This window comes from Stenotrophomonas sp. 107298_Sma, from assembly GCF_056480345.1.
This window is the reverse complement of the sequence record NZ_CM151094.1, coordinates 1,485,072-1,497,809: the sequence shown is the minus strand read 5'-3', so window position 1 is coordinate 1,497,809 and position 12,738 is coordinate 1,485,072. Positions and strand designations below refer to the sequence as shown.

The following is a 12,738-nucleotide window of genomic DNA, read 5'->3' as shown; positions in this document are numbered from 1 at the left end:
ATGGGCGCGCTGCTTGCTGCCCTGGCTCCTGCGGCGACCGAAGCCGCCGATGTGTCCGGCGTAACGGCCACCGGGGCCGCCGACGTATCAGGCATCTCCGCCGATGCGATCCTGCCGCCCCCCACCCCGCTGACCGCCAGCCAGACGCTGTACCTGGACGTGTCGCTCAACAGCACGCCGCGCGGGCTGCTTCCCTTCATCGAGAACCGCGGCCGCCTGCAGGCCAGCCCCGAGGTTCTGCGCCAGCTCGGCTTCAATGCCAGTGGCGATGCACCGGTGTACCTGGACCAGATCAGCGGCGCGGTGGTTCGCTATGACGCCCACCTGCAGACCCTGGCGCTGGACGTGCCGCTGGACCAGCTGACCCTGCCGACCACCGTGCTCAGCCGCCCTCAGACGCGTGCGCCCGCCGGCAGCGCCTCGCCCGGCGTGCTGCTCAACTACGACATCTACGGCAGCCGGGTGGACACGCTCGGCAACCTCAGCCTGAGCTCGGAGCTGCGCCTGTTCGGCGTCGGCGACGGCACCTTCGAGAACACCGCGATCAGCCGTCGCTACCAGCAGCCCGGCGACCGTCGCTGGCGCGGCGAAAGCGTGCGCCTGGATACACGCTGGCGCCTGGATTTCCCCGACAAGGCGATGACACTGGAGGTCGGCGATTTCTATAGCGGCTTCGTCGATTGGACCCGACCGGTGCGCCTGGGCGGCCTGCAGATCGGCCGCAACTACGGGCTGCAGCCCTATCGCGTCCTGACCCCCACGCCCAGCTTCCTCGGCCAGGCGGTGGTGCCGTCCACGGTCGAGCTGTACGTTGATGGCCTGCGTCAGTACAGCGGTCAGGTGCCGGTTGGCCCGTTCCAGCTGGCCGCGCAGCCGGGCATCAGTGGCACCGGCAGCGCGCAGGTGGTGGTCACCGATGCGTTCGGCCGCATGCAGACGCTGGACTTCAGTTTCTACGGTACCCAGCAACTGCTGGCCAAGGGCCTGTCGGACTGGTCGGTCGGCGTCGGCCGCCTGCGCGAGGACTTCGGCCAGCGCTCCTTCGCCTACGATGATCGCACTGTGGCCAACGCCAGCTGGCGCGGCGGCATCAGCGACTCGTTCACCGGCGAGGCCCATGCCGAAGGCGGCGGCGGCCTGACCCAGGCCGGCGTCGGCGGCTGGTGGCTGCTCGGCGGTGCCGGCGTGTTCAACGCGGCTTACGCGCACAGCGATTACCACGGCCTGCAGGGCGGGCAGTGGGCGCTGGGTTATAGCTGGAACAACCGGCGCGTCAACTTCAACCTGCGTAGCGTGCGCAGCCACGGCGACTACCGCGACCTGGGCGCATTACAGGGCAACCTGCCGCCCAGCATCAGCGAGCAGGCCACGGTCGGCATGGATCTGCTGCGGCTGGGTACGCTCAGCGCCAGCTACCTGCGCCTGCGCTACCCGGATGGCGAGGACAACCGCTACGCCAGCCTGTTCTGGTCGCGCACCTGGAGCCAGCGCTGGTCAGCCTACCTGTCGGTGAACCAGAACCTGGACCAGAGCGACGACCGCAGCATCTATCTGTCGGTGACCGCCAGCCTGGGCAACAACCGCCAGGCCAGCCTGTCCAGCCAGCGCAACGGCGACAGCCAGAGCTGGGTGGCCGACGTGACCCAGCCGGTGCCCGGCGACGGCAGCGCTGGCGGTGTCGGCTGGCGTGCACAGGTACGCCATGGCGAAGACGGCAATGGTGGCCTGGCCGAGGTCGGCATTCTCAATGACATCGGCCGCTATTCGTTCGGCGCCTCGCGCCAGGGCGGGCTCAACTATGCCTACGGCAGCGCCAGTGGCAGCCTGGTCTGGATGGGCGGGCACGCGTTCGCCACCCGCGAGGTCTCGGACGCGTTCGCGGTGATCAGCACCAACGGCGTCGGCGGCGTGCCGGTGCGGCTGGAGAACCGCCTGATCGGCGTCACCGATGATCGTGGCCTGTTGCTGGTCAGCCCGCTGCTGTCCTGGCAGCGCAACCGGGTCTCGATCGACACTCTGGACCTGCCCGAAGACATGCGTGCCGACCGCATCGAGGACTGGGTGACGCCGCGCCAGCGCGCAGGTGCGCGCGTGACCTTCCAGCTGCGCTCGCGGCCCTCTCTGAGCCTGACCCTGCTGGCGATGGACGGACAGCCACTGGAAGTGGGCAGCGAAGTACAACTGCCCGATGGCCGCCAGACGACGGTGGGCTATGATGGCCTGCTGTATCTGGAAGACGTCGCCGCCGGCAGCGTGCTGTACATCACCACCAGCCGCGGACAGTGCCGCGTGAAGGTGCCAGATCTGCCCAAGGTGGTGGCAGCCGGCGCGCGGCCGAAGCCGGCACCGCTGCAGTGCATCCCGGAGGTGGCGCCGTGAGGGTGCTGCTGCTCGGCCTGTTGCTGTTGGCTGGCCTGCTGGCGAGCGCACCGGCGGGCGCCACCGCGGCCTGTACGGCCGTCGCCAACCCCACCCTGCCGTTCGGCAACATCAACAGCAATGCCCCCGGCCCCACTACAGCCACGTTGAACATCACGGTCACCTGCACCACCGCCGCCCTCAGCCTGCTGGCCACTACCGGTGTGCGCGTCTGCGTGGGCATCGGTGCCGGCAGTGGCGGCGGTAGTGCCACTACATCACGGACGATGGCCACCGGCAGTGGCGACACCATGAATTTCCAGTTGTACAACAACGCCAGCTTCGGCCAGGTCACCGGCCTGCTCCCACACGGCACGCCACCGGCACAGGAACTGGCCATGTCCTACAACGTACCGCTGCTGACAGGCGGCAGCGGCGCGCAGACCACGCAATTGTTCGCGCAGATCCCCGCCAACCAGGTTCTGGCTTCCGGCGCGTACAGCAGCTCGTTCAATGGTGCCAACGTGGTATTGACCTGGGCCTGGAATGAAGTGCTGCTCGGCACCGCCACCGTGCCCGCCACCTGCAACGGCGGCGCCACCGGTACCAACAGCGCCAGCGCCGCCTTCAGCTTCACCGCCACCGCCAACGTGCTGCCGCAATGCGGCAGCTACGTCACCACCAACATGAACTTCGGCAATGTCACCGGCGGCATTCCGGCCAACATCGACCAGACTGCCACACTGACGCTGACCTGCCTGAAGAACACCGCCTTCCAGGTCGGCCTCAACAACGGCCAGAACAACCCCGCTGCCACTACCACCCGGCGCATGGCCACCACCATCGGCACCGGTACCTACTTCCTCAATTACGAGTTGTACCGGGACTCGGCACGGACCCAGCGCTGGGGCAATACGCTGACCGTTGATACCGCCAGCGGAACCGGCACCGGAAGTGCGCAGCAGCTGACCATCTACGGCCGGGTACCACCGGTGACCGGCCAGCCCCCTGCCGGTACCTACAACGACCTGGTGCAGGTGACGATCACTTACTGACCTGTGTGCCGACCAACGGTCGGCACACACCGGGGCAGGTTTCGGTAGATCCACTTCATGCGTGGATGCGCGCATCACCCTTGCCCCGGGAGCAGTCGACTGCCTGAGTGATCTGTAGCAACTGTCTTGTCAGGCGGAGGCCATCTGGGCCTCCGCCTGACAAGACAGTTGCTACAGTTCCAGCGCATCCGGCCGATACCGCGCAGCGAGTCCTAAAGCACGGTGGATGGCAGGTGGTTCGCGCACTTCTGATCGGGGCGATGCTGGTCGCCAGTACGCCCGCGTGGGCCGATCCCAGCAACACGTTGCAGATCCGCCTTACCGTGGTCGAAGCCTGCAGCGCTGACACAGGCAATGCCGGCTGCCCGGTACCCCACCAGCGCAGCGACGCAGCTCAGCTGCCGCCACAGATCCGCGAGCTCGTGCCGCCTGCAACCGATGACGACGAAACACCCACCGTGACCGTCATCTACTGATGCGCCTGTTGCTGCCCCTGCTTGGGTTGCTGCTGGCACTGCCTGCCGCAGCGCTGGAGCTAATGCCGACCACGTTGCAGCTGCCGGCCGAAGGTGGTCATGCCGAATTGTGGCTGCACAACCCGGGCCCAAGCCGCTGGCAGGGCCAGGTGCACATACTGGCGTGGGAACAGCACCCCGATGCCGAAGTGTTGCGGCCCAGCGACCAGATCCTGGCCAGCCCCACGCAGCTGGACCTCGCCCCCGGGGCACGCCAACGCATCTGGCTGCTGCCACGTCAGCCCGCGCCAAGTGTTGGCGAGCAGGCCTACCGGATCGTGCTGGCTCCAGATGTACCTGACCTGCCTCGTTACTCGCTGCCGCTTTTCCGTGGCCAGGCCGCACCCGTGGCGCAGCCGCGACTGCATGCCCGCGTCGAACCGGGCATGTCGCAACCCGTGCTGCGACTGAACAACACGGGCGCCTTGCACGCCCGCCTCCACGATCTCTCGTTCATCACCGATGGCGGTCGCCGCAACCTCCTGCTGCCGGGGCTGGCCGGCTACATCCTGCCCGGCCAAGTCCGCCGCTGGGCCCTGCCCCAGCGCGCCCAGGGCTACACTGGTGGCCGGTTCCTGGCCCGGCTGCAGGACGGGCGCGAGGTCGAGTTGGCCGTGCCAGACCCTGCGATTGCAGCCAGCGCATCGAGCGGGCTATAATCGTCCGGATTCCTGCCGCCTGCGTGCGCGGGAAACCCGTCCACACCGGACGTCACCGGTGAATCCACACCTGCTGCCCCCATCCGTGCCGGGGTGCTCCGCAAGGAGTTCGGCCACGGAGGCAACAGGGAAGCCCAACCCCGGAACCATCCGCGCTTCCACGCGTCCCGCATACCTATCCCGCGGGCGGAATCGCCGGTTCCATATCAGGAGTATTGCAATGCCCCAGGTCACCATGCGTCAGATGCTGGAAGCCGGCGTCCACTTCGGCCACCAGACCCGCTACTGGAACCCGAAGATGGCTCCGTACATCTTCGGCGCCCGCGGCAAGATCCACATCATCAACCTGGAAAAGACCGTCCCGCTGTTCAACGATGCGATGAACTTCATCTCGTCGGTTGCCCAGAAGCGCGGCACCGTCCTGTTCCTGGGCACCAAGCGCAGCGCCCGCGAAACCATCAAGGAAGAAGCCGAGCGTTGCGGCATGCCGTTCATGAACCAGCGTTGGCTGGGCGGCACCCTGACCAACTTCCGTACCGTCAAGCAGTCGGTTGCCCGCCTGAAGGAACTGGAAGCCGGTGAAACCGACGGCACCTTCGAGAAGCTGGTCAAGCACGAAGTGCTGGGCCTGCGTCGCGAGCGCGACAAGCTGGAAGCCTCGCTGGGCGGCATCAAGGACATGAACCGCCTGCCGGACGCCATCTTCGTGATCGATATCGGCCACGAAGACATCGCGATCAAGGAAGCCAAGAAGCTGGGCATCCCGGTCATCGCCGTGGTTGATACCAACTACAACCCGGAACTGGTGGATTACGCGATCCCGGGCAACGACGACGCCATCCGTGCCGTGCAGCTGTACTCGCGCGCCGCCGCCGACGCCGTGCTGGAAGGCAAGGCTGCTGCTCCGCACGCCGCCACCGTCCGTGAAGAAGAGTTCGCCGACGCTCCGGCCGAAGACGCCAAGCCGGCCCGCCGCGCTCCGGCCAAGAAGGCTGCTGCCGACAAGGGCGAAGCCCAGGCCTGATCCAGGCCCCGGTGGGCGCCACGCGCCCACCTGTCCTGTCCGCTGCCGATGGCGCGACGACAGGACACTGTCACACGGGCCGGCCACCATGCCGGCCCAACCCCTTTCTTTCGTGAGGTAATCCCGTGGAAATCACTGCTTCCCTGGTCAAGGAACTGCGCGAGCGCACCGGCGCCGGCATGATGGAATGCAAGAAGGCTCTCACCGAAGCCAACGGCGACATCGACGCTGCTGCTGAAGCCATGCGCAAGTCCGGCGCTGCCAAGGCCGACAAGAAGGCTGACCGCGTGGCCGCCGAAGGCCGTCTGGGCCTGGCCCAGGATGGCGGCAAGGCCGTGCTGGTCGAAGTCAACTCGGAAACCGACTTCGTCGCCAACGACGTCAACTTCAAGAACTTCGTCGATTCCGTCGCCGCTGCCGCCCTGGCATCGGGCGCCAACGACGTCGAAGCCGTGAAGGCTGCCAAGCTGGCCGATGGCCGCACCGTTGAAGAAGCCCGCGCCACCGCCGTGCAGACCCTGGGTGAGAACATCCAGATCCGTCGCATGGTGAAGGTTGATGGCAACAACACCATCGGCGCCTACGTCCACACCAACGGCAAGGTTGGCGTGCTGGTCGACCTGGTCGGCGGCGACGTCGAGCTGGCCCGTGGCCTGGCCATGCACGTGGCTGCCCTGAAGCCGCCGCACAACAAGGCTGCGGACGTCCCGGCCGAGTTCGTCGAGAAGGAAAAGGAAATCGAGCTGGCCAAGATGTCCGAAAAGGACAAGGCCAAGCCGGCCGAGATCCTGGAAAAGATCATCAGCGGCAAGATCAACAAGATCGTCAGCGACGTGACCCTGTACGGCCAGACCTACGTGCTGGGCGACACCACCGTCGAGCAGGTGGTCAAGGCCGCTGGCGCCGACGTGGCAGGCTTCAAGCTGCTGGTCGTCGGCGAAGGCATCGAGAAGGTGGTGGAAGACTACGCCGCCGAAGTTGCCAAGGCGATGCAGGTCTGATTCCAGCCTCCCGGCTGTGATGCGACCAGAAGGAGCCGCGGGGAACCGCGGCTCTTTTTTTATGCCCGCCCCGGTGACAGGTGCGCACCGCTGGTGCCATCTCTGCCATATCTGTGGGTGCGCACCGTTGGTGCGCATACCGGCACCCAGGGTCTTTGCGTTGCGCGCGAATCAGGCCGATACTCGGCGCAGGGAATCCACAGTCACATAGCAGGAACGAAAGTCGCGGACTGTGATGTATTCCTAGGTATTCTTGTCCTAATGGAATTGAACGATCCGACATGCCTCCCGAGCTGACAGCTGCCCTGGCGCTCTGCCGCAACCTGCCTTCGCCGCCCGGTATTGCCCTGCGCATCATCGAACTGGCCCAGGACCCGGAAGCGGACATCGCCACCGCCGCCGACATCATCGCCATCGACATGGCGCTGAGCGCTCGCATGCTGCGCATCGCCAATTCGCCGCTGTATGCCAGCCGCCGCCGGATCGAGAACCTCGGCCAGGCACTGACCATGCTCGGCCTGAACGCCACGATCAGCCTCGCGCTCGGCTTCACCGTCACACAGGGCCTGACCGGTGGCGCCGGGGCCGATCATGACCTGCGCCAGCGGGCGTGGAAGCGCAGCATCCTCAGCGCACTGGCCGCCAGCCAGCTGGGCCAGGCCCGCGGCCTGCGCCGGCTGGAGGAGCTCATGCTGGCCGGCCTGCTACAGGACCTCGGCGTACTCTGCCTGGCCCAGGCCGAATCGGAACGCTACCTGCCGCTGCTGCGCGAGGCCGGCGACAACACCGACCTGGTGGCGCGCGAGCGCAGCGAACTGGGTTGCAGCCACGCCGATGTCGGCGCCTGGGTGGCCGAACAATGGGGCCTGCCGCGCTACCTGGTGGAAAGCATCAGCCACAGCGAGGATGAAGGCGCTGCCGAATCGCCGTTCCAGGCGTGCGTGCAGCTGTCCGGCGCGGTGGCCGACATCTGGCTGGATACCGATGCCGACGCCGCCCGCGAACGCGCCCTGCAGCAGGTACACGACCGCCTGGAGCTGGACAGCGCCCGCTTCGACCAGGTGCTGGCCCGCATCAGTGCCGCCCTGCCGGACATCGCCAGCCTGTTCGAGGCCGGACTGAACTCGCCGTCGCGGGTGCGCGAACTGATCGACCACGCCCAGGAACTGGCGACCCTGCGCAACCTGCGCGAACTGCAGGATGCCGACCAGGCACGCCGCCGCGCCGACGAATTCGAGGCCCGGGCCAAGCGCCTGGCCGACCAGGCGCACCGCGACGCACTGACTGGCGTGCTCAACCGCCGCCAGCTGGAAGCAGTGCTGGAACAGGAATTCCTGCGCGCCGGCCGCCAGGGCTGGCCACTGTCGGTGGCCTTCATCGACCTCGACGACTTCAAGAAGATCAACGACGCGCACGGCCACCTGACCGGCGACGAAGTGCTGCGGGCCTTCGCCGGCAAGCTGCAGGGCCAGCTGCGCAACAGCGACACCGTGGCCCGCTTTGGCGGTGAGGAGTTCGTCGCACTGCTGCCCAACACCAGCGAGTCGGTGGCACTGGACGTAATCCGCCGGGTATTGGCCAACATCGTTGCCACGCCGATGGCCGAGATCGAGGGTGGCCCGCTGTTCGTCACCTTCTCCGCCGGCGTGGCCACCCAGGGCGGCTACGAGCGCTTCGCTGACGTGCAGGACCTGCTGCGCGCCGCCGACGACGTGCTGTACCGCTCGAAGAACCTGGGCCGCAACCGGGTGATCGCCCGCTCGCCCGGCGCCCTCGGCCACGACGAGCTGTCAGCCACCGCCGGCGCCGAACTGGGCTGAACGAACGCCCCGGATGACCGGGGTGAACGCCGGTATTTTGCGCCGCAGTGCACAAAACACTTTGGCGCAACGCTGCATGCGCGTAGAATCGCCCGCGATTTCCACGCACCCGAGGTCCCTATGTCCAAGCTCGCCTATCGCCGCATCCTTCTGAAACTGTCCGGGGAGGCGCTGATGGGAGATGAGGACTACGGCATCGACCCGAAGATCATCAACCGCCTGGCCCGCGAGGTCATCGAAGCCCAGCAGGCCGGTGCCGAAGTGGCACTGGTGATCGGCGGCGGCAACATCTTCCGCGGTGCCGGCCTGGCCGCTGGCGGCATGGACCGGGTCACCGGCGACCAGATGGGCATGCTGGCCACGGTCATCAATGCGCTGGCCATGCAGGATGCCCTTGAAAAGCTGGGCGCCAAGGCCCGCGTGATGAGCGCGATCAAGATCAACGACGTGTGCGAGGACTACATCCGCCGCCGCGCCATCCGCCACCTGGAAAAGGGCCGCCTGGTGATCTTCGCCGCCGGCGTTGGCAGCCCGTTCTTCACCACCGATTCGGGCGCCGCCCTGCGCGCCATCGAAATCGGCGCCGACCTGCTGCTGAAGGCGACCAAGGTCGATGGCGTCTACGACAAGGACCCGAACAAGCACAGTGACGCGGTCCGCTTCGACAGCCTGAGCTACGACGAAGTGATCCGCCGCGGCCTGGAAGTGATGGATACCGCCGCCTTCGCGCTGGCCCGCGACAGCGACCTGCCGATGCGCGTGTTCGACATGGGCCAGCCGGGCGAGCTGCTGAAGATCCTCAACGGCGAGAACATCGGCACCCTGGTCCAGGGCCGCGATCCGGCCTGAGCCTGAGCGCCAGGCGAGCTGCGGGTCGATTCAGGCCCGGCAGCGTCCCGTATTCGCCTATAATCGCCCGATTCCAGTTACACCCAGGACCGGGCGATGCTCAACGACATCAAGAACAACGCGCAGACGCGCATGGCCAAGAGCATCGACGCTCTGAAGCACACCCTCACCTCGATCCGCACTGGCCGCGCCACGCCGGCCCTGCTGGACCGGGTTACGGTCAATGCCTACGGCAATGCCAGCACCCCGCTGAACCAGGTTGCGTCGATCTCCAACGCCGACGCCCACTCGCTGCTGGTCACGCCGTTCGACAAGAGCATGATCAAGGAGATCGAGAAGGGTCTCTACAACGCCGAGTTCACCCCGAACACCCTGGGCACCGCGATCCGCATCAACATGCCGCCGCCGACCGAAGAGCGCCGCAAGGAGCTGGCCAAGCAGGTGCAGAAGGAAGGTGAAGGCGCCAAGATCGCGATCCGCAACATCCGCCAGGACGCGAACAAGGAAATCGCCAAGCTGGACAAGGACAAGGCGATCAGCGAAGACGAGAAGAAGCGCGGCGAAGACGACATCCAGAAGTTGACCGACGCCAATATCAAGGACGTCGACAAGGTCGTCGCCGACAAGGAAAAAGAACTGCTGTCGGTCTGAAGTCGATGCCTTCAGTCCCGCCTCCGTTGCCGGCTGCCCTGCCCCGCCACATTGCCATCATCATGGATGGCAATGGACGCTGGGCACAGCAGCGCCGTCGCCCGCGCGTGATCGGCCACCGTGCCGGCGCGCGCGCGGTCAACCGCACCATCGAGCGCTGCCTTGAACTGGGCATCCCGGCGCTGACCCTGTTCGCGTTTTCCAGCGAGAACTGGGGCCGGCCGCAGGAAGAAGTCGACGCGTTGATGAAGCTGTTCCTCGGCGCGCTCGACCGCGAAGTGGACGAGCTGCATCGGCGTGGCGTGCGCGTACGCTTCATCGGCGAGCGCGAACGCTTCGGCGCCGGGCTGGTCAGCCGCATGCAGCTGGCCGAGCAGCGCACCGCCGACAACACCGCACTGACCCTGTCGATCGCCGCCAGTTACGGTGGCCGCCAGGACATCGCGCGTGCCGCGCGCGAACTGGCCGCCGAAGTCGCGGCAGGCCGCCTGCTGCCGGAGCAGATCGACGAATCGCTGCTGGGCCGTCAGGTCGCGCTGGCCGATCTGCCGCCGCCGGACCTGTTCATCCGCACCGGTGGCGACACCCGCATCAGCAACTTCCTGCTGTGGCAGCTGGCCTACACCGAGCTGTGGTTCACCGAGGCGCTGTGGCCGGACTTCGATGCGGCCCTGCTGCAACAGGCGCTGGACGCCTATGGCAGCCGCGAGCGGCGCTTCGGCCTGACCAGCGCCCAGATCGCCGCACTGGCCACCGAGACCACCAGCCCATGACCAAGACCCGAGTCCTCGCCGCGCTGATCATGGCGCCGGTCGCCATTGCCGCGATCCTGCTGCTGCCGACGCAATGGCTGGCCGCCGCCGCCGCCGCCGTGCTGCTGATCGGCCTGTGGGAGTGGCTGAAGCTGGCCGGGATCGAAGACACCCTGGCGCGTACCGTGCTGCTGGTGCTGAACCTGCTGCTGATGGTGCTGCTGGTCTGGGCCGATGGCAGCACGCTGGTGCTGTTCCAGATCACCACCCTGGCCGGCGTTGCCTGGTGGCTGGCGGCGCTGGTCTGGCTGCGCTTCTTCAATTTCGGTGCCCAGCCTTCGGCACCCTCGCGGATCGTGAAGATGCTGGCCGGCTCCCTGGCCATCGTCCCGGCCTGGGCCGCGCTGGTACTGATCCACGCCGGCGGCGATCCGCCCGGCAAGCAGGGCCACCTGTGGCTGCTGGCCGCACTGGCGCTGGTCTGGGCCGCCGATTCAGGCGCCTATTTCGCTGGTCGTCACTTCGGCAAGCACAAGCTGGCCCCGCGCATCAGCCCGAACAAGACCTGGGAAGGCCTGTTCGGTGGCCTGCTGGCCGGTGTCGCCGTGGCCGTCGGCCTGGGCTGGCTGGCCGGCATCGACATCGCACACCTGCCGGGCCTGCTGATCACCTCGGTGGTGGCGGTGTTCGCCTCGGTGCTGGGCGATCTGTTCGAGAGCCTGATCAAGCGCCATGCCGGTGCCAAGGACTCAGGGCACCTGATCCCGGGCCATGGTGGCGTGCTCGACCGTGTCGACGGTGTTCTTGCCGCCGTGCCGGTGTTCGCGCTGGGCAAGGAAATCTTCGGGTTCTGACCATGAATGCTGTCGCAGACCTGCGCCGGGTCGCCGTGTTCGGCGCCACCGGCTCGATCGGTGCCTCCACGCTCGACGTGATCGCCCGCCACCCGCAGCGCTATCAGGCCACCGTGCTCGCCGCCGGCCGCCAGGTGCAGGCGCTGCTGGCATTGTGCCGGCAGCACCGTCCGGCGCATGCGGTGATCGCCGACGAATCGCTGTTCGCCGAGCTGCGCGACGGCCTGCGCGAGGCAGGCCTGTCCACCGAGGCCCACGCCGGCCATGCCGCGCTGGACCAGTTGGCCGCCAGCGACGCCTGCGACACCGTGGTCGCGGCGATTGTCGGCGCTGCCGGCCTGTCCTCGACCCTGGCCGCGGCCGCCGCCGGCAAGCGCATCCTGCTGGCCAACAAGGAATCACTGGTACTGGCCGGCGAACTGCTGACCCGTACCGCCCAGCAGGCAGGCGCCGAGATCATTCCGATCGACAGCGAGCACAGCGCGATCTTCCAGTGCCTGCGCTCGCGCGACGCCAGTGTCGATGGCGCCGGCGTACGCCGCATCCTGCTCACTGCGTCTGGCGGCCCGTTCCGCGGCCGCAGCCGCGCCGAGCTTGCCGCGGTCACCCCGGCGCAGGCCGTGGCCCACCCGAAGTGGTCGATGGGCCCGAAGATCTCGGTCGATTCGGCGACGTTGATGAACAAGGGCCTGGAAGTGATCGAGGCCCACCACCTGTTCGGCATCCCTGGCGAGCGCATCGAAGTGCTGGTGCACCCGCAGAGCCTGGTCCATTCGCTGGTCGAGTTCGTTGACGGCTCGACCCTGGCCCAGATGGGCCTGCCGGACATGCGCACCACCCTGGCCGTTGGCCTCGGCTGGCCGCAGCGCATCGAATCGGGCGTGGCCGGGCTGGACCTGCTGGCGCAGGGCCGGCTCGATTTCGAGGCCCCGGATACCAAAGCCTTCCCGTGCCTGGCGCTGGCCTGGCAGGCCATGCAGGCCGGCGGCACTGCCCCGGCCGTGCTGAACGCCGCCAATGAAGAGGCGGTTTCAGCGTTTCTTCAGGGCCGGATCGGTTTCCTGACCATTCCGGAACTGGTTGCTAACGCTCTTTCAACACTGCCGACCCAAGCAGCCGATACACTTGAGGTTCTGTTGTCCGCCGACCAGCGGGCACGCCAGCTCACCCTGAACACCATCGCCGCCGCCTGAACGAACG

The 12,738-nt window shown here is 67.2% G+C and carries 12 protein-coding genes; all 12 read left to right on the top strand.

The features are described 5' to 3' along the window. Complete coding sequence (locus ACZK2G_RS06995) at nucleotides 1–2,379, top strand: fimbria/pilus outer membrane usher protein (RefSeq protein WP_136638657.1); 2,379 nt, start codon at nucleotides 1–3, stop codon at nucleotides 2,377–2,379. Next, nucleotides 2,376–3,413: a Csu type fimbrial protein gene (locus ACZK2G_RS06990; RefSeq protein ID WP_295381695.1), complete on the top strand. Its 1,038-nt coding sequence runs from the start codon at nucleotides 2,376–2,378 to the stop codon at nucleotides 3,411–3,413. The genes ACZK2G_RS06995 and ACZK2G_RS06990 overlap by 4 nt, the downstream gene beginning before the upstream one ends. 260 nt (nucleotides 3,414–3,673) lie before the next feature. Next, nucleotides 3,674–3,889, top strand: a complete 216-nt coding sequence (locus tag ACZK2G_RS06985; protein WP_046983134.1) for a hypothetical protein — start codon at nucleotides 3,674–3,676, stop codon at nucleotides 3,887–3,889. Then, nucleotides 3,889–4,587 carry a fimbrial biogenesis chaperone gene (locus ACZK2G_RS06980; RefSeq protein ID WP_478475027.1) on the top strand — a complete coding sequence of 233 codons (699 nt, stop codon included), beginning with the start codon at nucleotides 3,889–3,891 and terminating at the stop codon, nucleotides 4,585–4,587. The genes ACZK2G_RS06985 and ACZK2G_RS06980 overlap by 1 nt, the downstream gene beginning before the upstream one ends. A 220-nt stretch (nucleotides 4,588–4,807) precedes the next feature. After that, a complete protein-coding gene (gene rpsB, locus ACZK2G_RS06975) occupies nucleotides 4,808–5,611 on the top strand; it encodes a 30S ribosomal protein S2 (RefSeq protein WP_012510514.1) in 804 nt (267 codons plus the stop codon). A gap of 125 nt (nucleotides 5,612–5,736) precedes the next feature. Continuing rightward, complete coding sequence (tsf, locus tag ACZK2G_RS06970) at nucleotides 5,737–6,612, top strand: translation elongation factor Ts (RefSeq protein WP_046983136.1); 876 nt, start codon at nucleotides 5,737–5,739, stop codon at nucleotides 6,610–6,612. Nucleotides 6,613–6,893: 281 nt separating this feature from the next. Next, nucleotides 6,894–8,432 carry a GGDEF domain-containing protein gene (locus ACZK2G_RS06965; RefSeq protein ID WP_046983137.1) on the top strand — a complete coding sequence of 513 codons (1,539 nt, stop codon included), beginning with the start codon at nucleotides 6,894–6,896 and terminating at the stop codon, nucleotides 8,430–8,432. Between the two features lie 120 nt (nucleotides 8,433–8,552). After that, nucleotides 8,553–9,281: a UMP kinase gene (pyrH, locus tag ACZK2G_RS06960; protein ID WP_005408745.1), complete on the top strand. Its 729-nt coding sequence runs from the start codon at nucleotides 8,553–8,555 to the stop codon at nucleotides 9,279–9,281. 96 nt (nucleotides 9,282–9,377) lie between these two features. Further along, nucleotides 9,378–9,932: a ribosome recycling factor gene (gene frr / locus ACZK2G_RS06955; RefSeq protein WP_004151064.1), complete on the top strand. Its 555-nt coding sequence runs from the start codon at nucleotides 9,378–9,380 to the stop codon at nucleotides 9,930–9,932. Nucleotides 9,933–9,937: 5 nt separating this feature from the next. Continuing rightward, nucleotides 9,938–10,705 carry a polyprenyl diphosphate synthase gene (uppS, locus tag ACZK2G_RS06950; protein WP_046983138.1) on the top strand — a complete coding sequence of 256 codons (768 nt, stop codon included), beginning with the start codon at nucleotides 9,938–9,940 and terminating at the stop codon, nucleotides 10,703–10,705. Then, the gene (locus tag ACZK2G_RS06945; RefSeq protein WP_046983139.1) at nucleotides 10,702–11,538 is read left to right on the top strand and encodes a phosphatidate cytidylyltransferase; all 837 of its coding nucleotides are present in this window, start codon (nucleotides 10,702–10,704) and stop codon (nucleotides 11,536–11,538) included. Before uppS ends, ACZK2G_RS06945 begins: the two co-directional genes overlap by 4 nt. Before the next feature lie 2 nt (nucleotides 11,539–11,540). Beyond that, nucleotides 11,541–12,731: a 1-deoxy-D-xylulose-5-phosphate reductoisomerase gene (locus ACZK2G_RS06940; RefSeq protein ID WP_046983140.1), complete on the top strand. Its 1,191-nt coding sequence runs from the start codon at nucleotides 11,541–11,543 to the stop codon at nucleotides 12,729–12,731. Nucleotides 12,732–12,738: the final 7 nt, after the last annotated feature.

Coding starts and splice junctions, on each gene's coding strand:
- ACZK2G_RS06985 (WP_046983134.1), top strand. CDS start 3,674: ATGCTGGTCGCCAGTACGCCCGCGTGGGCCGATCCCAGCAACACGTTG.
- pyrH (WP_005408745.1), top strand. CDS start 8,553: ATGTCCAAGCTCGCCTATCGCCGCATCCTTCTGAAACTGTCCGGGGAG.
- uppS (WP_046983138.1), top strand. CDS start 9,938: ATGCCTTCAGTCCCGCCTCCGTTGCCGGCTGCCCTGCCCCGCCACATT.
- ACZK2G_RS06965 (WP_046983137.1), top strand. CDS start 6,894: ATGCCTCCCGAGCTGACAGCTGCCCTGGCGCTCTGCCGCAACCTGCCT.
- rpsB (WP_012510514.1), top strand. CDS start 4,808: ATGCCCCAGGTCACCATGCGTCAGATGCTGGAAGCCGGCGTCCACTTC.
- ACZK2G_RS06940 (WP_046983140.1), top strand. CDS start 11,541: ATGAATGCTGTCGCAGACCTGCGCCGGGTCGCCGTGTTCGGCGCCACC.
- frr (WP_004151064.1), top strand. CDS start 9,378: ATGCTCAACGACATCAAGAACAACGCGCAGACGCGCATGGCCAAGAGC.
- ACZK2G_RS06995 (WP_136638657.1), top strand. CDS start 1: ATGGGCGCGCTGCTTGCTGCCCTGGCTCCTGCGGCGACCGAAGCCGCC.
- ACZK2G_RS06980 (WP_478475027.1), top strand. CDS start 3,889: ATGCGCCTGTTGCTGCCCCTGCTTGGGTTGCTGCTGGCACTGCCTGCC.
- ACZK2G_RS06945 (WP_046983139.1), top strand. CDS start 10,702: ATGACCAAGACCCGAGTCCTCGCCGCGCTGATCATGGCGCCGGTCGCC.